A 19,465-nucleotide genomic window follows, 5' to 3' on the forward strand; every position below is an offset into this window, starting at 1 on the left:
GACAACAAGGCCTTGCATCTGCAAGGCCTTGTTTTTACTTAAAGACAACGACGCGGTTACGGCCTGTCTCTTTTGCTTCGTACATCGCCTTATCGGCACTCTCCACGCACTCTTCTGCGCTTACCGACGAAGAGGTTGCCGTAAACACCCCCATGCTGATGGTAATCGGCTCTGGTAACTGACCCTCGCTGCTCATTTTATCAAAACCGCTTAGCTTCAGCCGAATGCGCTCCGCCACCTGATATGCGTCTTCTGCGGAGGTGTTTGCCAGCATCAGGACAAACTCTTCGCCACCGATTCGCGCCGCGATGTCCTGCGGACGTACGGAATCCATCAGCAGATTGGCGACAAACTGCAGGACTTTATCCCCTTGCAGGTGACCGTAGTTGTCGTTGATACGCTTGAAACGATCGAGATCGCTGACGATAATCGAAACCGGGCGGCTGGGTTTGGCGATGTCCAGCGCCTGGTTTAACGACTCATAAAAATAGCTGCGGTTATAAAGGCGCGTGAGCGGATCGCGAATCGAATTTTGATACGACTGCTGATACTTCAAATGGGAATCACGATACAACCTGAAGACATCATAGAGCAGCACAAAAATAATAATCAGCGTCGCGACGGTTTCAAATAATCGGGCGCGGTACCAGGATATATCTTCTGGATGCCCGCCAACTAACAGCATTGAGAGCGTGACGACATAGCAGACGCACAGAAAATTACCGCCTACCCAGAACAGATTACGCACGCGCGTAATAAACATCAGCGTGGCTAATGTGACGACCCAGAGAACGATTAATGAAATATTAATGCACTGGCTCCAGAGAACCATAAACTGACGCGTTTCATTATCAACCAGATCAAGGGATAAAAACGAAGAATGGCTGGAATACATCCAGGCCAGAATCATCACACATGCGGTAAAAAGAAATGAGCCGCTAACGATGATGATATGCGCCAACCGTGAAAGGGGCTGATTGCGTGTGGGATAAAGTAATGCCGAAACGATCATCAGGACCGCCATTAAGAGGTGGCGGAACATGTAGTAGATCATCGCATCGTTGTAGTTCACAACGTTGAACTGATAGAGATCCAGCCACGCCGGAAAGCTGGTCAACGTTCCGACCATCAGCAATGCCGAACCGGCAAAGGCAAAAGAGATCGCAACCAGATAGAGCCGCCGCTTATCACACCAGTATTTCATTGCCATAAAACAGGCAATAAACAGGTGGAACACGAGTAAAAAAATGGTGAGCGTGGGGAACAAAAGAGGCGAGAAGGACGGAACCCATTCAACCAGTTTTGAAAATAGAGCTTGTAATATTCCGATGACGACAAGGCAGCCGAAACAGAACGAGAGATAACGAACTTTTATACAACGACTATTCGCAAGCATATAAATTTTTACAAAATAAAAATAATTGTGGGGAGGTAATTGCGAAGAGTCTAACCAATTAATGCAATAAATACTTTGCGCGGAAACAATATACGGTGAGGTTAATTATTGGTGTGGTGAATATAATTTGTAAATATATTCGTGCAAGTGATATATATTGTAAATGGATGTGGCCATCTGACCACATCCATTTTTTAATTAACGCGGAGAAACGGTAACCTGGCTGCCGTTGCTCGCCAGCACGACGCGCTGGCCGGCAGAGAAGCGGGTGTTGCCCTGTTTCTGAACAACCATAATGGTGCTGCCGTCGTCTTTACGAATTTCCAGCTCTACGCCCTGGGTTTTGTTCATTGCACCCTGAACGCCCTGACCCGCGACACCACCTGCTACGGCGCCCGCTGCGGTCGCCAGAGAACGGCCCGTGCCGCCGCCAACGGTATTGCCCAGGAAACCACCCAGAACGGCACCGCCGATTGCGCCCATCACGTTGTTATCATCGCCACCCTGAATTTGTACAGGACGGGCGTTAACAACGGTACCGTAAGTCACGCTCTGAACCTGTTTCGCTTCAGAAGCGCTGTAAACGTCGCCAGAGAGCGAACTGTCGTTAACACAGCCAGCCAGGGTTAAACCAATCAGCGAAACGCCCAGTACACGTAAAATCATTTGAATCTCCTGTTCACCAAAAACGCCCAATCGGGGGCATCCGTTATGGCTAAATTATATGGCATAAGGGGCCATAGTTCATATCTTTGCACTAACAATAAGAAAATTGTACTTGAATTTAGCTTAACGAGACATAAACAGGATCCGCCCGGTTTACCCGCATCACATTGTTAAAAAATATTATCGTCGGATAGCAAAGCAGCGCTGTTTATGGTTGAGTGGATAACCTTAGCCCACGCAACGTAAGGAAAGCGCATGAAATCGGGTCGCTACATTGGTGTGATGTCAGGCACCAGTCTGGATGGGGTTGATGTCGTTCTGGCCGCCATTGATGAAAACATGGTGGCGCAGCAGGCGAGCCTGACCTGGCCAATCCCCCTTTCGCTGAAAGAGGATATTCTGAGTATCTGTCAGGGGCAGCAGCTGACGCTCTCCCAGCTTGGCCAACTCGATGTTCGCCTGGGGGCGCTGTTTGCGGATGCGGTGCAGGCTTTAATGCAAAAAGAACATCTTCGCCCGCAGGATGTGGTCGCCATCGGGTGTCACGGACAAACGGTCTGGCATGAGCCGACGGGCGATGCGCCGCATACGATGCAAATCGGCGATAACAATCAGATTGTGGCGAAGACTGGCGTAACGGTCGTCGGGGATTTTCGCCGCCGCGATATGGCGCTTGGCGGCCAGGGCGCACCGCTGGTGCCTGCCTTCCATCAGGCGCTGCTGGCGCACCCTTCAGAACGCCGCATGGTGCTCAATATTGGGGGCATTGCAAACCTCTCGATGCTTATTCCGGGCCAGCCCGTTCGCGGCTACGATACCGGCCCGGGAAATATGTTAATGGATGCCTGGATTTGGCGGCAGTGCGGTCAACCGTATGACAAAAACGCCGGGTGGGCGAGCGAAGGGAAGGTGATCCTCCCGCTGCTGCAGTCCATGTTAAGCGATCCTTATTTTGCCTTACCGGCACCGAAAAGTACGGGGCGGGAATACTTCAACTTTGGCTGGCTCGAGCGCCAGCTGGCGCTGTTCCCGGCACTCGCCCCGCAGGACGTCCAGGCGACGCTTGCAGAATTAACGGCCGTGTCGATTTCCGAGCAAGTGCTGCTCAGCGGCGGATGCGAACGCCTGCTGGTGTGCGGTGGGGGAAGCCGCAATCCGCTGGTGATGGCGCGTCTTGCCGGGCTGCTGCCGGGCACCGAGGTGACCACGACGGATGAGGCCGGCATCAGCGGTGACGATATGGAAGCGCTGGCTTTCGCCTGGCTTGCCTGGCGCACCATAGCCGGACTGCCGGGCAATTTGCCCTCGGTGACTGGCGCGCGCGAGGCCAGCGTCCTCGGGGCGATTTTCCCGGCAAATCCGCGTCATAATCAGAGTTAACTGAATTCCAGCACAGCGTGTCGTCGTTAGAATGGAACGAAACAGGAGGGCAGTCACGCCCTCCAGGACCAGGAAAGTCTTCGGAATACGCCCATGAAAAAACTTCTTCTTATTGCCGCGCCTTTATTGCTGTCAGGATGCAGCGTCTACAATCAGTTCCTTGAGCGCATGCAGACCGATACGCTGGAGTACCGCTGCGATGAAAAACCGCTGACCGTGAAACTGAATAATCCGCGCCAGGAAGCCAGCTTTGTTTACGACAATAAACTGTTGACCCTTAAGCAGGGTATCTCGGCCTCCGGGGCACGTTATTCGGACGGCATTTATGTCTTCTGGTCGAAAGGCGACAGCGCCACGGTCTACAAACGCGACCGCATTGTGCTGAACAATTGCCAGCTTGAAAATCCGAAGCGTTGAGATTTTTACAGGGGCGGCGCACAATAGCGCCACCCAATCTCAAGGTCAGCTAACGCCATGTCAGATAACGACGAACTGCAGCAAGTTGCGCACCTGCGCCGTGAATACACTAAAGGCGGCCTGCGTCGCCAGGATCTTCCCGCTGAACCCCTCGAGCTCTTTGAACACTGGCTGAAACAGGCCTGTGAAGCTAAAATCGTCGATCCCACCGCAATGGTAGTCGCGACGGTAGATGAAAATGGTCAACCCTATCAGCGCATCGTCTTGCTCAAACATTATGACGATAAAGGGCTGGTGTTCTACACCAACCTTGGCAGCCGCAAAGCGCACCATTTAGAAAACAATCCACGCATCAGCCTGCTGTTCCCGTGGCATATGCTGGATCGCCAGGTGATGGTCACCGGCAAAGCGGAGCGTCTCTCTACCCTTGAAGTGGTGAAGTATTTTCACAGCCGCCCGCGTGACAGCCAGATTGGCGCCTGGGTGTCAAAACAGTCCAGCCGGATCTCTGCTCGCGGCGTGCTGGAAAGCAAATTCCTCGAACTGAAACAGAAGTTCCAGCAGGGTGAAATTCCTCTGCCAGGCTTCTGGGGCGGTTTCCGCATTCCGATTGAGCAGATGGAATTCTGGCAGGGCGGTGAGCATCGCCTGCACGACCGCTTTTTATACCAGCGCGACAACGGTGGCTGGAAAATCGACAGACTGGCCCCGTAATCCCCAAAATTTGTTGATTTAAGCGCTAGCGCACACCGCGCTGGCGCTTTATTCTATGGTCCTTTCGCATCAGGCGAAAAGTCGTGTACCGGCAAAGGTGCAGTCGTTTATACATGGAGAATTTGATGGCAAGCAGTAACTTGATTAAACAATTGCAAGAGCGGGGTCTCGTGGCCCAGGTGACGGACGAGGAAGCGTTAGCAGAGCGACTGGCGCAAGGCCCGATCGCGCTCTATTGCGGCTTCGATCCCACCGCTGACAGCTTGCATTTGGGGCATCTTGTTCCATTGTTATGCCTGAAACGCTTCCAGATGGCGGGCCATAAGCCTGTTGCCCTGGTGGGCGGTGCGACCGGTCTGATTGGTGACCCAAGCTTTAAAGCCGCTGAGCGTAAACTGAATACCGAAGACACCGTGCAGGAGTGGGTGGATAAAATCCGCAAGCAGGTTGCACCGTTCCTCGACTTCAACTGTGGCGATAACGCTGCCATTGCTGCCAATAACTACGACTGGTTTGGCAGCATGAACGTGCTAACCTTCCTGCGTGATATCGGCAAGCACTTCTCTGTTAACCAGATGATTAACAAAGAAGCCGTTAAGCAGCGTCTGAACCGTGACGACCAGGGTATCTCCTTTACCGAGTTCTCCTACAACCTGCTGCAGGGCTATGACTTTGCCTGCCTGAACAAGCTGCACGGCGTTTCTCTGCAGATCGGCGGTTCTGACCAGTGGGGGAACATCACCTCCGGTATCGACCTGACCCGTCGCCTGCATCAGAACCAGGTCTTTGGCCTGACCGTTCCGCTGATCACCAAAGCAGACGGCACCAAATTCGGTAAAACCGAAGGCGGCGCTGTGTGGCTCGATCCGAAGAAAACCAGCCCGTACAAATTCTACCAGTTCTGGATCAACACGGCGGATGCCGATGTTTACCGCTTCCTGAAGTTCTTCACCTTCATGGACATTGCAGAGATCAATGCGCTGGAAGAAGAAGACAAGAACAGCGGTAAAGCACCGCGTGCCCAGTACGTGCTGGCGGATGAAGTGACCAAACTGGTTCACGGTGAAGAAGGTCTGGCTGCGGCGAAACGCATCACGGCGAGCCTGTTCAACGGTACGCTGAGCGATCTGAGCGAAGCGGACTTCGAACAGCTGGCGCAGGACGGCGTACCGATGGTTGAGATGGAAAAAGGCGCAGACCTGATGCAGGCGCTGGTGGACTCTGAGCTGCAACCGTCTCGCGGCCAGGCGCGTAAAACGATTGCCTCTAACGCTATCACCATCAACGGTGAAAAGCAGGCTGACCCGGAATACACCTTCGTAGACGGCGATCGTCTGTATGGCCGCTACACGCTGCTGCGTCGCGGTAAGAAAAACTACTGTCTGGTCTGCTGGAAGTAAGTAAAAGTCTCGAGGGGCGTGGGAAACCACGCCCTTTTTGTTTTTTCAGGGTTTGGTAAGAAAAAGATGAAGAACATCCTCGCCATTCAGTCCCACGTTGTGTTTGGACATGCTGGCAATAGCGCAGCGGAATTCCCGATGCGCCGCCTCGGTGCCAACGTCTGGCCCCTCAATACCGTGCAGTTCTCTAACCACACGCAATACGGCAAATGGACCGGCTGCGTGATGCCGCCTTCGCACCTCACAGAGGTTGTGCAGGGTATTGCGGATATCGACCAGCTCAAACGCTGTGACGCCGTGCTGAGCGGCTATCTCGGCTCAGCGGAGCAGGGGGAGCATATCCTCGGGATCGTGCGCCAGGTGAAAGCGGTAAACCCGGCAGCGAAATACTTCTGTGACCCCGTCATGGGCCACCCGGAGAAAGGGTGCATCGTTGCGCCTGGGGTAGCGGAGTTCCACGTTCGCCATGCGCTACCGGCCAGCGACATCATCGCGCCTAACCTCATTGAGCTGGAAATCCTCTGTGAGCATCCGGTTAACAGTGTAGAAGAGGCAGTAAGTGCCTCTCGCGAGCTAATAGCCCAGGGGCCAGAGATTGTGCTGGTAAAACATCTCGCCCGCGCAGGATTGAGCAGAGACCGTTTTGAGATGCTGCTGGTGACGAAGGATGAAGCCTGGCATATCAGCCGGCCGCTGGTGGATTTCGGCACGCGTCAACCGGTGGGCGTGGGTGATGTGACCAGCGGGCTATTGCTGGTGAAATTGCTGCAGGGTGCTACGGTGAGAGACGCGCTGGAGCATGTAACTGCTGCGGTGTACGAAATCATGATTGCAACGAAGGAAATGCAGGAATATGAACTGCAGGTGGTTGCGGCACAGGATCGTATTGCGAAGCCGGAGCATTATTTCAGCGCCACACGATTATAATCGTCCAGAGTTCTTAGGCCGGGTAAGCGTCAGCGCCACCCGGCAACACAGACGGCTCGCTTAATTCAACCCTTCCGCTTTCAGCGCCGCAGCCACCGCAGGACGCTCCGCCACGCGAGACATATACGATGCGATATGGTCTAACCCTTCCAGGTTCAGCTTAACCGCACGCGCCCAGCGCAGTACGGTAAACAGATACGCATCGGCAATCGTGAAACGCGAACCGCAAATCCACTGATCGTCTTTCAGCGATTCGTTAACATACTGCAGCTTTTTCTCCAGCAGGGCGCGCACGGTCGGTTTGTACTCTTCCGGCGTATCCGGACGGAAAAGGGGAGTAAAGCCTTTGTGCAGCTCGGTGGCGATATAGTTCAACCACTCCAGCGCCTTATAGCGTGCAATGCTGCCGGTAGGGGCAAGGAGCTGACGATCCGGTACGTTGTCCGCCAGGAACTGCATAATCGCCACGCCTTCGGTCAGCAGAGTACCGTCATCCAGCAGAAGCGCCGGAACTTGTCCCTTCGGGTTAATAGCAAGGTAATCATCGCCATTTTCCAGGCGTTTTTTCATCAGATCAACGCCATCCAGCGTGAAATCTTTGCCGCTCTCGCGCAGGGTGATATGGGAAGCAAGAGAGCACGCGCCCGGTTTGTAGAACAGTTTCATCGGTAACTCCTTTTTGCTGAGGTTTCAGATATGTTAGTGCGCGAAGGAACAAAAAAAAAGCCGCTAATCTCTTAGCGGCTTCTCTTCAGTCGTTTCTCACGGATTTTACGCGGTAGCGGTTTTGTTCGCTTCCGCCGTCTTGTCGTCGTCCTGAGTCATTCGATTCAGTTTCGGTGCGGTCAGCAGCATCAGCGCCGCGATAACCGCCGTAGCGATACCAATCTGCATGAACACGGTACCGTAGACGTTCAGGGAGACCAGTGGATCGGTCACGTTTTCCGGAACAGCCATCAGGTTCGCAATCTTACCAGCGATGATCGCCGCACCGGCAGTGGTCAGGAACCAGCTACCCATAATGAAGCCCATCAGACGCTGCGGAACCAGCTGCGCAACCATCGCCAGACCCAGACCGGAGATCATCAGTTCGCCAATAGACTGCAGCGCATAGCTCAGGATCAGCCAGTTAACGGACACGATACCGGCGTCAGTCGCGAATTTGGTACCCAGCGGCAGCACCAGGAACGCACCGGAGCACAGCACCATACCGATTGCGAACTTGTGCGGCATTGGCAGACGGTCGCCCATCTTGTTATAGATAGCAGCCAGAATCGGGCTACCAATCATGATCCAGAACGGGTTCAGCGCCTGATACTGCTCCGGCTCGAACGCGATGCCCAGGATAGAGTGCTCAACGTTACGAATAGCGAAGAAGTTCAGAGAGGTCGGCATCTGGCTGTACAGCACGAAGAAGATAATCGCTTCCAGCATCAGAATGAACGCCACAATCATCTTACGACGGGCTGCACCCTGCATAGCGAACGCTTCTTTCGCGAAGATGACCACGATACCCAGCGCAACCACGCCCAGAACGGCACGCGCGATACCCTGGTTGTGCAGCAGCCAGGTAGCGATCGCCGCCAGGACGACAACGCCCACGATGGTCGCCAGCAGTTTACCCATGTGTACAGGCTCGAAGTCAGGTTTTGAACCGTAGTCTTTCACCCAGCTGCGGCAGAACAGGAAGTTCACTACCGTGATCAGCATACCCACGAAGCTCAGCGCAAACGCCACGCTCCAGCCGAACTTGGCGGCCAGCCATGGGGTTGCCAGCATGGAGAAGAAGGAGCCAATGTTGATGGACATGTAGTACATGGTAAATGCACCGTCCAGACGTGGGTCATCTTTGCTGTAGCAGGTAGAGAGCAGGGAGGACGGGTTCGCTTTGAACAGACCGTTACCGACGGCAATCGTCGCCATACCCATATACACGACAGCGGCATCATGCCCTGACCATGCAACCAGACCATAGCCAATCGCCAGAACAATGGCGCCCAGCATAATGACACGTTTCGTTCCGAGAACTTTATCACCCAGCCAGCCGCCGATAGCAACCAGACCGTAGACGAGGGCACTGAAGGAAGAGAACAGCGTGATGGAATCGGCTTCGGACATACCCAGCTGTTTAACCAGGTAAACTGCCATGATCCCTTGCAGGCCGTAGTAACCAAAACGCTCCCATAACTCGATAGAGAAGATGAGATAGAACGCTTTTGGTTGTTTAAAAGCGTTAAGACTCACGCTTTCATCTGTTGGTTTATTGTTTGCAGTCGACACATATACCTCTTTTTTTACATCCCATATTAACGGGGGTGTTCATAGCGTGATGGCCGTAGTCCATACGCCTTATAGTTATATTGGGAGGAGAAACGGCGGGTAATGTTCACTATCCTGCCCCGTCTGGCAATACGTTTGTAATAATCTGTTACATATATCTGGTGCGGTATAATCGTCGGCTCGGGCAAATGTTATTCAGCGTTAAATTTTATACGATGCGTAAAGGTAGTTTTTTCGACTGGTAACTACCCATCCCGAACGGCTTGTGGCGATATGTTCTGCTATTTGCCGCTTTGAGCAGTGATATAGCCCATATTCTGAATAATAGCTGGTCTTATCTTCGGCAATGGAGAGGAAGTATCTTGGCAGACAAAGGGTTTAGGCCGATTTTGACAACAAAAAAACAACATGAAGTTATCAGGGTGATCGCGGTCACAGATATATAGAAATTTTTGGCTATGAAAAAAGTATTAACCTGTTTGAGCGTTAAACAGCCGAACAAGTGGCAAGCCGGGAGAAGCGAAGGACGAACAAATAACGGCCAAAAGAAGAACGAACGGTAGCCCTTCTTTTGGCGCGGGGATGTGACGATCAGGGATAGACTTTTTCTTTGTATTCGCAGAGATCTTCAATAATGCATGAGCCACAGCGAGGCTTGCGGGCAATGCAGGTATAACGCCCGTGCAGAATCAGCCAGTGATGGCAGTCAACCTTGAATTCGGCTGGAACCACTTTCAGCAGCTTCTCTTCGACCTGCTCGACATTTTTACCCGGTGCGAAGTTGGTCCGGTTAGAGACGCGGAAAATATGCGTATCCACGGCGATGGTCGGCCAGCCAAACGCGGTATTGAGCACGACGTTCGCCGTTTTACGCCCCACGCCCGGCAAGGCTTCCAGCGCGGCGCGATCTTCCGGCACTTCGCCTCCGTGCTGTTCCAGCAGGATCCGGCAGGTCTTAATCACGTTCTCCGCTTTGCTGTTAAACAGGCCGATGGTTTTGATATAGGATTTTACGCCCTCCACGCCCAGTTCCAGCATCGCCTTTGGCGTATTGGCTACCGGATAGAGCAGGGCGGTGGCTTTATTGACGCTAACATCGGTCGCCTGCGCAGAGAGCAGCACGGCGATCAGCAGCTCAAACGGGGAGGTAAAATTCAGCTCCGTCGTCGGGTGCGGGTTCTCGTCCCGCAGACGGGTCAGGATCGCAATGCGCTTTTCTTTATTCATGAAGCCTTCTCAGGTGTCCCTTCCGGAACGCTGCGCTCAGCCGCGCGGCGCTTACGTTTCTCATCAATCAGGTATTTTACCGCCAGCATCATGCCCAGGCCAATAAATGCACCAGGCGGCAGCATCGCCAGCAGGAATGGCGTATCGGTGTGAAACACTTCTATACGCAGCACTTTGGCCCAGCCGCCCAGCAGCGCATCAGCGCCATCGAAAAGCGTCCCGTTGCCCAGAATTTCACGCAGGGATCCGAGGACGAACATGGCGGCAGTCGCGCCCATACCGATGGAAAAACCATCCAGCGCCGACATGGCCGGGCTGTTTTTTACCGCGAACGCCTCAGCGCGGCCAACGACGATACAGTTGGTGACGATAAGCGGAATAAAGATGCCAAGCGACTGATACAACCCGAACGCGTAAGCGTTAATCAGCATTTGCACCACGCTTACCACCGACGCGATGATCATCACGTAAATCGGAATACGGATTTCCGACGGCGTCCAGCGGCGCAAAACGGAAATAGAGAAGTTGGTCAGGGTCAGCACCAGCGTGGTCGCCAGGCCCAGCCCGAGCGCGTTGGTAGCGGTAGATGTCACCGCCAGCAGCGGACAGAGCCCCAGCAGCTGTACCAGCGCGGAGTTGTTCTTCCACAGCCCCTGGACAATAACCTCTTTAACCTGGCTCATGATTACTCCTCACAGGCCGGAAGATTGTTGGTTTGCGCGGGCAGCGTTTCAGCATACAGCCCGGCTCGTTTTACGGCGTTCACCACGGCGCGCGGCGTGATGGTTGCGCCGGTGAACTGGTCGAACTCGCCGCCATCTTTCTTCACTGCAAACGCGGTGTCATCTTCGCCGTGGATAACTTTACCGGCAAAGTGCAAAATCCAGTCGCTCAGCCGGGTTTCAATTTTATCGCCAAGACCCGGCGTCTCATGGTGTTCCGTCACGCGTGTGCCCAGTATCGTGCCGGTGAAATCGCTGCCGACAAGCAGTTGAATAGCGCCGGAATAGCCGTCGGGTGCCGTCGCTTCCATCACTGCGCCTACTGGTTTATCCCCTTTGCGGGCGATAAAGATACGGTGCGTGCCTTTCCCAAGCTGCGGCGCGTCTACCACAAAGCAGCTTTTTTGCAGGTCATTATCGTAGAAATCGGACGGGATCACCTGGTCGAACAGCGCCTTTTGCTGCTTTGAGGCCTGTTCCTCAATGGTCGTTTTGGTCAACGCATTGACCAGGGCCGTCAGCCCCGTCAGGACTGCGGCGAAGACAGCCAGCGTGACGCCGTGTTTTTGCATCGTTTTTAACATGGCGAAACCCTTAGCGATGGCCGTACACGCGCGGGCGCGTGTAGTAGTCGATGAGCGGAACGGTAATGTTGGCGAGCAGGACGGCAAATGCCACGCCGTCCGGATAGCCACCGAAGCTGCGAATGAGCCATACCAGCAACCCCGCCAGCGCGCCGAAGATGAGGCGGCCGCGGTTGGTGGTGGACGCCGTCACCGGATCCGTCAGGATAAAGAATGCGCCTAACATGGTCGCGCCGGAGAGCAAGTGCATCTGTGGGCTGGCCTGTGATTCAGGAGAGAAGATCCAGCCCAGCGAAGCGCAGACCGCCAGCGTCACGAGGAAGCTGACCGGAATATGCCAGCGAATGGCCTTCTGCTGCAGCAGGAACAGGCCGCCCAGCAGATACGCCAGGTTGACCCACTGCCAGCCTGCACCCGCCAGCATGCCGCTGTAGATCGCGGATTTCATGATCTGCTCAACGCTGTGCCCGGCGTGCAGGGACGTTTTAAAGGTATCGAGCGGCGTCGCCTGGCTGATACCGTCCACGCCCATGCGCAGGGCGTTCATATCCGCGCCGAGCGCCGTATGGCCGGTAAAGATAACGTGCAGGGCATCCATAAAGCCCGGAACCGTGGCTGCAATCTCGTGGGGTGGCAGCCAGCTGGTCATCTGCACCGGGAAGGAGATCAGCAGCACCACGTAGCCGATCATCGCCGGGTTAAACGGATTATGACCCAGCCCGCCATACAGTTGTTTAGCAATAATTACGGCAAAAACGGTGCCAAGAACCACCATCCACCACGGGGCAAACGGCGGGATACTGATGGCCAGCAACAGGCCGGTCAGCAGCGCGGAGTTATCAGCCAGGATGCGGTAAACCGCCATCTTGCGCAACTTCAGCACGAGGGCTTCCGCCGCGACGGCGCTGGCGCAACCCAGGACAATCTGGAACAGGGTTCCCCAGCCGAAAAACCAGCACTGAACGGCAATGCCCGGCAGTGCGGCCAGGCAGACCAGCATCATAATGCGCGAGGTCTGGCGCTGGTTATGGGTGTAAGGGGAACTTGCGATTCTGAAAACCATTTAATCCTCGTTTACGGCTTGCTGTGCGGCTTTCTTCGCCTGAACGCGCGCAATCGCGGCTGCGACGGCGGCCTTGCGCGGGTCATCGTTTGCGGCCTGCGGTTGCTCTTCCTGCTGTGCTGCTTTGCGCGCTTTGGCGCGGGCAATCGCCGCTTCGACGGCGGCTTTGCGTGGGTAAACCGGTGCTTCAGGTTCTGCGGCTGGCGCCTGTTGAGCTGCTTTGCGCGCTTTGGCGCGGGCAATCGCCGCTTCAACGGCGGCTTTACGCGGGTCAACCGTTTCCTGTTCAACCACCACTGGCTGCTCCCCGGCCTTGCGGGCTTTGGCACGGGCAATGGCCGCTTCGACGGCAGCTTTGCGTGGATCGATTCCAGCTTCCGGCTGCGCCGCTGGCGCTTTTTCCGCCTGACGGGCGCGAGCCGCAGCCTTACGCGCTTCGCGGGCGGCAATCGCCTCGCTGTTATCCGGTTTATCACCGGCCTGGATCACCACCGTCTGGGCGGCATTCGCTTTCTTCTCACGAATGCGCGCCAGTGCGGCGTTAATCGCATCCTGATCTTTTTCGCCAGGCTGAACCGCAGCCTGTTTATGGCGTTCCTGACGGGCGATTTTTTCGCGTTCCAGTCGCGCCTGACGTGCTTCAAAGCGCGCTTTGGCTTCTGCTGCACGTTTTTCTTCCATGGAGATGGCATAAATCTCGGCCTTCTCCTGGCGGAAATACTGCACCAGCGGAATATTGCTTGGGCAAACCCAGGCGCAGGCGCCGCATTCAATGCAGTCGGCCAGGTTATGGGCTTTGGCTTTGTCGTGCAGCTGGCCTTTGCTGTACCAGTACAGTTGCTGCGGAAGCAGGTCCGCCGGGCAGGCATCGGCACAGGCGCTACAGCGAATGCAGCCTTTCTCTTCCTGTTCTTCCCCCATTTCGGTTGGGGAAGGGGCGAGCAGACAGTTGGTGATTTTCACCACCGGGACATCGAGCCACGGCAGGGTAAAGCCCATCAGCGGGCCGCCCATGATCACCATCTGATCGCTGGCCGGGCAAAACTCAGCCTGTTCCAGCAGATGGCGCACCGGTGTGCCGAGGCGCGCCCAGACGTTACCCGGACGAGAAACTGACCCACCGGTCAACGTGACCACGCGCTCGGTCAACGGCTCGCCGTCAATCACTGCACGTTTCACCGCGTAAGCGGTACCGACATTTTGCATCAGCACGCCGATATCCGACGAGCGTCCGCCGTGTGGCACTTGCTTTCCGGTGAGGATTTGCGTCAGCTGTTTTGCGCCGCCAGAGGGGTACTTGGTGGGAATAACGCGCAGGGCGATATCATGGCTACCGGCCAGCACGGCGCGCAGCATCGAGATAGCCTGCGGTTTATTGTCTTCGATACCAATCAGCACTTCTCGCGGCTGTAAGATGTGCGCGAGGATGCGAATGCCTTCCACCACCTGGGCGGCGCAATCCTGCATCAGACGATCGTCAGCGGTGATATACGGCTCGCACTCGGCGGCATTGATAATTAGCGTCTGAATCTTATCGCCACCACCGCTCAGCTTGGCGCCGGTCGGGAAGCCCGCGCCGCCCAGCCCGGCAACGCCGAACTGATGAATACGTTCGATAAGCGCGTCGCGGCTCTGGCTGCGGTAGTCGCTCCAGCCGTCACGGTCGATCCAGCGATCTTCGCCGTCGGCTTCAATAATCACGCTCAGTTCCGACAGCGCGGATGGATGCGCCACCGTATGAGGGGCAATCGCCACCACTTTTCCGGAGGTCGGGGCGTGCACCGGCAGCATACGTCCGCGTCCAAAGGTCAGCGGCTGGCCACGCAGCACCGTATCGCCTTCTTTCACGCACAGCTCGCCCTCAGCGCCAATATGCTGCTTGAGCGGCATGACGTAACGCGTCGCCAGCGGAATTTGACGCAGCGGCGTGCCGTTGGACTGGGTTTTCATCTCTGGCGGATGGATACCGCCGTCAAAGTCCCAAATCTTCTCTTTTCTGAAAGCAGAAAATAACTTAAGCATGTTGTTCCACAGGAATATTGCGAACCGGAATAGTTTGAAGATCCCACTTCCAGCTTTCGGTAGTCGTTTCAACCGGGCGCAGTTCAATACATTGCGTCGGGCAGGGGGCCACGCAGAGGTTGCAGCCGGTGCACAGATCCGCCACAACGGTGTGCATGGCGCGGGTCGCGCCGACAATGGCGTCAACCGGGCAGGCCTGAATACATTTGGTGCAGCCGATGCAGTTTGCCTCGTCGATCACCGCGAGGGCGCGAACCGGCTCCTGGACTTCCGCATCGCCATCAATGGGCTGCGGATCAACGTTAAGCAGGGCGGCAATTTTCAGCATCACCGCTTCGCCGCCGGGGGCGCAACGGTTAATTTTTTCACCCTGGATGCCTACCGCTTCAGCGTAAGGGCGGCAGCCCGGGTAGCCGCACTGTCCGCACTGACTTTGCGGCAAAAGCTCATCAATTTTTTCAACAACAGGATCGTCCTCTACCGCGAAACGGCGGGAGGCGTAACCCAGGATAAGGCCAAACGCCAACCCCAGGACGCTGATAGAGGCGATGGCAATCCAGATAGCATTCATTACAACTTCACCAGACCACTAAAGCCCATAAAGGCCAGAGACATTAAACCCGCGGTGACCAGCGCAATCGCATTACCGCGAAATGGCGCAGGGATATCCGCTGCCGCCAGGCGTTCGCGAATCGACGCGAACAGGACCATAACAAAGGAGAAACCGACGGCGGCGGAAAAACCGTACAGCGCCGACTGCATAAAGTTATGGCCAAGGTTGATGTTCAGCAGCGCCACGCCGAGTACCGCGCAGTTGGTGGTGATCAGCGGCAGGAAGATACCCAGCAGACGATAGAGCGCCGGGCTGGTTTTACGCACCACCATTTCCGTAAATTGCACCACAACCGCAATGACCAGAATAAACGCCAGCGTGCGGAGATAGATTAACCCCAGCGGGATGAGGATCCAGGTATCAATCAACCACGCGCAGATAGACGCCATCGTCATGACGAAGGTCGTCGCCAGCCCCATGCCCATCGCCGTTTCCAGCTTTTTGGACACGCCCATAAACGGGCACAGGCCAAGGAACTTCACCAGAACGAAGTTGTTAACCAGCACAGTGCCGACAAAGAGCAGTAAGTAATCGGTCATTATTTAGCCTGAAATAAAAAAGCCGCCTATTATCGGACAAACCGGGGCAGGCGACAACAGGTTATCTGTAAGGTTATTACGGGTTCACGAAGGTGTTTTTCACCCGCGTTGAGCGCTTGAAATAAGGCACCAGCAGCGCTGCGGCCAGTAACGGGAAAAGCAGCTGGCGCACGGCAAGCGCATCAGACACCGGCGAGAATGCAAACGCTTTAACCGCCAGCAGAACGGAAACGAGCAGCCAGATAATGTAGTGCTTAGGCACACTTTTGCGGCGTTTGAAGAAAGCGATAGTCAGCCACAGGGTGTAGTACCACATCCCGAGCGCGAAAACGAACGACAGAAACCACATCGCAATATTCGGCACGCTTTGCGACATCAGCGTCTGGATAGCGTGAGGGGTAATTAATGCGGTGGTATAAAGCAGCAGCGCAAGTGATGCGCTTAACAAGGCAACCAGCAGCCATGCCAGCGGGGCGATTAACCAGCCTCCAATGCGTTCTCCAGGCGTTGCGGTCATGAACTCTCCCATTATCTGCGCGAAATGTATTACAGCCAGTTTGCAGGGCGGAGAGTATATAACATTTCGCGCGGATGGCTACTTTCTTATAAAACGTAACGCCAGACAGACTTCGGCACTTCCCCAACGTTGAACAAGCGTCCGCCGGAGACCAGCTCCGCACGGCGATGATCCGCGGCGCGATACATATTGATAATGTCCTGATTATCCGACAGGGTGTAATTCAGATGGTCAAACAGTTTTTCCAGGCTCTCAAGCGAATTGATCTTGCGAAATTTTAATAAATAGTCCTGAACTGTCATATTAATAAGTTTCCATATAAAAGTGAGTAATACCAGTTACGGTAATTCGGTCGAATAATAAACGGATTAATAAAGACGTAAACAGCCCACTCAGGTAATGCAACGAAATTAGGAGTTTTCTTTGCTGAAAGTATCAGGCATCAGCTGGCGATGCCTGGAAGAGAAGGTTAACCGTGTTCACCAGGGCTGGCAATACGTAACTGACACATTATGTCACTCTTTATGGCCGTAACCGGTTACTTAGGTTGGGCGACCGTAGCAGGCTCCGGCGGCTGGTAGTTATCAATATGGCTGGCGACGCCGAGCAAAATGACCGAAACCCCAAGAACAATCCATCCCGCTAATTCGATGATTCGATTAATAATTGATGCCATGATTCGCTGTTGTAATTTATCCATAAATACAGGTCGCAAATGTTACAGCGCTGTTTCTCCGACGGCAAGCGCTTTGGGAACGATTCCCTTAATCAAAATCAGAAGGTTAATACTATGTAACAAAAATAACCGCTACAGCCTGCTATTTTAAGCTCGATGGCTCATTATTAATGAGGGGAATGCCAGACTGGCCAGTATGAAATAAGAAACGCATAAAAGAGGACCATACGATGAGTGATAACATCCGCGTCGGGCTGATAGGGTACGGGTATGCGAGCAAAACGTTTCATGCGCCGCTCATCTCCGGCACGCCCGGCATGGCGCTGGCGGCGGTATCCAGCAGCGACGCCGCCAAAGTCCACGCTGACTGGCCCGTTGTGCCGGTTGTCTCTGAGCCGAAACATCTCTTCAACGATCCGAATATTGATTTAATCGTGATTCCCACCCCGAACGACACGCACTTCCCGCTGGCTAAAGCCGCGCTGGAGGCGGGTAAACACGTCGTTGTCGACAAACCTTTCACCGTGACGTTGTCACAGGCGCGAGAACTGGACGCGCTGGCAAAAAGCCTCGGCAGACTGCTTTCCGTGTTTCATAACCGCCGCTGGGACGGCGACTTCCTGACGGTTAAAACGCTAATCAGTGAAGGCACGCTAGGGGAGATCGTTTTTTTTGAATCGCACTTTGACCGCTTCCGTCCGCAGGTGAGAAACCGCTGGCGCGAGCAGGCCGGTCCGGGCAGTGGTATCTGGTACGATTTAGCCCCGCATCTACTGGACCAGGCCGTGAATCTTTTTGGTCTGCCGGTGAGCATGACGGTCGATCTGGCCCAGCTCAGGCCCGGGGCGCAGACAACCGATTACTTCCACGCGGTGCTCAGTTACCCGCAGCGCCGGATTGTGCTGCACGGCACGATGGTCGCTGCCGCTGAGTCTGCCCGCTATATTATTCACGGCACGCGCGGGAGCTACGTGAAGTTTGGCCTCGATCCGCAGGAAGACCGTCTTAAAAACGGTGAACGTCTGCCGCAGGAGGACTGGGGCTATGATATGCGCGACGGCGTCGTGTCGCGGGTTGAAGGTGAGGAGCTGGTTGAGGAAACCCTGTTAACGATCCCGGGTAACTATCCGGCTTACTACGCGGCCATTCGTGATGCGCTGAACGGAACGGGGGAGAATCCGGTTCCGGCGAGCCAGGCGATTCAGATAATGGAGCTGATCGAGCTGGGAATTGAATCTGCCAAACATCGCGCCACGCTCTGTCTGGCATAATTTTTATATGCCGGGTAAGGCGCAGAAGCCACCCGGCAAAGGGTTTACGCGGTTGCCACCTTATCCCGCAGCGCCTGCTTCTCTTCAGGCGTCAGGAAGGCTATCTCCAGCCCGTTGATCTGCGCCTGGCGGATCTGCTCGCGACTCAGGCCCGCCTGCGGTGCGGCGACGTTATACTCATGGATGATATCCACGCCCTGAACCGCCGGGTCGTCCGTGTTCAGCGAGGCCAGCACGCCGTGTTCAAGGAAGGTTTTCAGCGGGTGCTGGGCCAGCGATGCCACAGTGCTGGTCTGAATGTTGGACGTCAGGCACGACTCAATGCCGATACGCTGCTCCGCCAGGAAATCCATCAGGGCGCGATCTTCTACCGCCTTCACGCCGTGGCCGATACGCTCTGCACCCAGCTCACGGATGGCCTGCCAGATGCTTTCCGGACCCGCCGCTTCGCCCGCATGGACGGTAATATGCCAGCCGGCATCACGCGCGCGGTTGAAGTGGGAGAGGAACAGACTGCCCGGGAAACCCAGCTCATCGCCGGCGAGATCGACGGCGGTAATGGCATCGCGGTGCGCCAGCAGCGCTTCCAGCTCCTGTAGGCAGGCGGCTTCGCCGAACGTGCGGCTCATAATGCCAATCAGGCGGGCCTGAACGTCGAAGGTTTTACACCCTTCGCGGACGCCTTCAATGACGGCCTCCACCACGCCTGCAACGGGCAGACTGTGGGTCATCGCCATATAGCCCGGCGAGAAGCGCAGCTCGACGTAATGCAGGCCGTTACGGGCCGCATCTTCGATGTTCTCAAACGCCACGCGGCGGCAGGCATCCAGCGAGGCCAGCATCTTCACGCCCCAGTCGAGCTTGCTCAGGAAGCTGACCAGGTCCGGTTCATTGGAGGTGACCTGTACGTGTGGGATCAACGATTCAAGCGTCTGAGCGGGAAGCGTTAAGTTGAACTGGCGGCCAAGATCGAGGATGGTTTGGGCACGAATGTTACCGTCAAGGTGACGATGAATATCAGTTAAAGGCAGGCGTGTATCAATCATGGTCG

The 19,465-nt window shown here is 55.3% G+C and carries 21 protein-coding genes; 6 read left to right on the forward strand and 15 right to left on the reverse strand.

The genetic code is table 11. The features are described from left to right. Positions 1-34: 34 nt before the first annotated feature. Positions 35-1,396 carry a sensor domain-containing diguanylate cyclase gene (locus MX657_RS10290; protein ID WP_119914729.1) on the reverse strand — a complete coding sequence of 454 codons (1,362 nt, stop codon included), beginning with the start codon at positions 1,394-1,396 and terminating at the stop codon, positions 35-37. A 198-nt stretch (positions 1,397-1,594) separates the two neighbouring features. Then, positions 1,595-2,062 (reverse strand): outer membrane lipoprotein SlyB, encoded by a 468-nt coding sequence (slyB, locus tag MX657_RS10295; protein WP_080327315.1) that lies wholly within the window; start codon positions 2,060-2,062, stop codon positions 1,595-1,597. A 255-nt stretch (positions 2,063-2,317) separates the two neighbouring features. On the opposite strand from slyB, the gene anmK reads away from it, so the two are divergent. The 5 genes from anmK to pdxY all read left to right on the forward strand — a co-directional run bounded on the left by anmK (position 2,318) and on the right by pdxY (position 6,900). After that, complete coding sequence (anmK, locus tag MX657_RS10300; RefSeq protein WP_219367084.1) at positions 2,318-3,442, forward strand: anhydro-N-acetylmuramic acid kinase; 1,125 nt, start codon at positions 2,318-2,320, stop codon at positions 3,440-3,442. Between the two features lie 93 nt (positions 3,443-3,535). Then, the gene (mliC, locus tag MX657_RS10305; RefSeq protein WP_028012908.1) at positions 3,536-3,859 is read left to right on the forward strand and encodes a C-type lysozyme inhibitor; all 324 of its coding nucleotides are present in this window, start codon (positions 3,536-3,538) and stop codon (positions 3,857-3,859) included. A 57-nt stretch (positions 3,860-3,916) separates the two neighbouring features. Next, complete coding sequence (pdxH, locus tag MX657_RS10310; RefSeq protein WP_119914726.1) at positions 3,917-4,573, forward strand: pyridoxamine 5'-phosphate oxidase; 657 nt, start codon at positions 3,917-3,919, stop codon at positions 4,571-4,573. Positions 4,574-4,698: 125 nt separating this feature from the next. Then, a complete protein-coding gene (tyrS, locus tag MX657_RS10315) occupies positions 4,699-5,973 on the forward strand; it encodes a tyrosine--tRNA ligase (protein WP_080327312.1) in 1,275 nt (424 codons plus the stop codon). Between the two features lie 66 nt (positions 5,974-6,039). After that, positions 6,040-6,900 carry a pyridoxal kinase PdxY gene (gene pdxY / locus MX657_RS10320; protein WP_119914724.1) on the forward strand — a complete coding sequence of 287 codons (861 nt, stop codon included), beginning with the start codon at positions 6,040-6,042 and terminating at the stop codon, positions 6,898-6,900. Between the two features lie 60 nt (positions 6,901-6,960). Here the strand turns inward: pdxY and gstA are convergent, their stop codons facing one another. The 12 genes from gstA to blr all read right to left on the reverse strand — a co-directional run bounded on the left by gstA (position 6,961) and on the right by blr (position 17,131). Then, complete coding sequence (gstA, locus tag MX657_RS10325; protein WP_217479689.1) at positions 6,961-7,566, reverse strand: glutathione transferase GstA; 606 nt, start codon at positions 7,564-7,566, stop codon at positions 6,961-6,963. A 105-nt stretch (positions 7,567-7,671) separates the two neighbouring features. Next, positions 7,672-9,180, reverse strand: a complete 1,509-nt coding sequence (gene dtpA / locus MX657_RS10330) for a dipeptide/tripeptide permease DtpA (protein WP_061098417.1) — start codon at positions 9,178-9,180, stop codon at positions 7,672-7,674. A 591-nt stretch (positions 9,181-9,771) separates the two neighbouring features. Continuing rightward, positions 9,772-10,407 (reverse strand): endonuclease III, encoded by a 636-nt coding sequence (nth, locus tag MX657_RS10335; protein WP_008500570.1) that lies wholly within the window; start codon positions 10,405-10,407, stop codon positions 9,772-9,774. Further along, positions 10,404-11,090 carry an electron transport complex subunit E gene (locus MX657_RS10340; RefSeq protein WP_080327309.1) on the reverse strand — a complete coding sequence of 229 codons (687 nt, stop codon included), beginning with the start codon at positions 11,088-11,090 and terminating at the stop codon, positions 10,404-10,406. The genes nth and MX657_RS10340 overlap by 4 nt, the downstream gene beginning before the upstream one ends. Positions 11,091-11,092: 2 nt before the next feature. Then, a complete protein-coding gene (gene rsxG, locus MX657_RS10345) occupies positions 11,093-11,713 on the reverse strand; it encodes an electron transport complex subunit RsxG (protein ID WP_346808360.1) in 621 nt (206 codons plus the stop codon). Positions 11,714-11,723: 10 nt separating this feature from the next. Then, positions 11,724-12,776, reverse strand: coding sequence for an electron transport complex subunit RsxD (gene rsxD / locus MX657_RS10350; RefSeq protein ID WP_346808362.1), 1,053 nt, complete (start codon positions 12,774-12,776; stop codon positions 11,724-11,726). Continuing rightward, positions 12,777-14,798: an electron transport complex subunit RsxC gene (gene rsxC / locus MX657_RS10355; protein ID WP_346808364.1), complete on the reverse strand. Its 2,022-nt coding sequence runs from the start codon at positions 14,796-14,798 to the stop codon at positions 12,777-12,779. Then, a complete protein-coding gene (gene rsxB / locus MX657_RS10360; RefSeq protein WP_080327305.1) occupies positions 14,791-15,369 on the reverse strand; it encodes an electron transport complex subunit RsxB in 579 nt (192 codons plus the stop codon). The genes rsxC and rsxB overlap by 8 nt, the downstream gene beginning before the upstream one ends. After that, positions 15,369-15,950: an electron transport complex subunit RsxA gene (gene rsxA / locus MX657_RS10365; RefSeq protein ID WP_014883581.1), complete on the reverse strand. Its 582-nt coding sequence runs from the start codon at positions 15,948-15,950 to the stop codon at positions 15,369-15,371. Before rsxA ends, rsxB begins: the two co-directional genes overlap by 1 nt. Before the next feature lie 76 nt (positions 15,951-16,026). Continuing rightward, on the reverse strand, positions 16,027-16,467 hold the full coding sequence (locus MX657_RS10370; RefSeq protein WP_346808366.1) for a DUF2569 domain-containing protein: 441 nt from the start codon (positions 16,465-16,467) through the stop codon (positions 16,027-16,029). A gap of 86 nt (positions 16,468-16,553) precedes the next feature. After that, positions 16,554-16,769 (reverse strand): transcription modulator YdgT, encoded by a 216-nt coding sequence (gene ydgT / locus MX657_RS10375; RefSeq protein WP_013096896.1) that lies wholly within the window; start codon positions 16,767-16,769, stop codon positions 16,554-16,556. A gap of 236 nt (positions 16,770-17,005) precedes the next feature. Then, complete coding sequence (gene blr, locus MX657_RS10380) at positions 17,006-17,131, reverse strand: division septum protein Blr (protein ID WP_170289847.1); 126 nt, start codon at positions 17,129-17,131, stop codon at positions 17,006-17,008. Between the two features lie 242 nt (positions 17,132-17,373). Between blr and MX657_RS10385 the strand changes: the two genes are divergently transcribed. Continuing rightward, on the forward strand, positions 17,374-18,414 hold the full coding sequence (locus MX657_RS10385) for an oxidoreductase (RefSeq protein ID WP_346808368.1): 1,041 nt from the start codon (positions 17,374-17,376) through the stop codon (positions 18,412-18,414). 44 nt (positions 18,415-18,458) lie between these two features. Here MX657_RS10385 and add read toward each other — a convergent pair whose 3' ends face one another. Then, positions 18,459-19,460, reverse strand: a complete 1,002-nt coding sequence (add, locus tag MX657_RS10390) for an adenosine deaminase (protein ID WP_119914718.1) — start codon at positions 19,458-19,460, stop codon at positions 18,459-18,461. Between the last annotated feature and the right edge of the window lie 5 nt (positions 19,461-19,465).

It is taken from the genome of Enterobacter chuandaensis, from assembly GCF_039718975.1.
In the GTDB taxonomy this organism is placed as follows: domain Bacteria; phylum Pseudomonadota; class Gammaproteobacteria; order Enterobacterales; family Enterobacteriaceae; genus Enterobacter; species Enterobacter chuandaensis.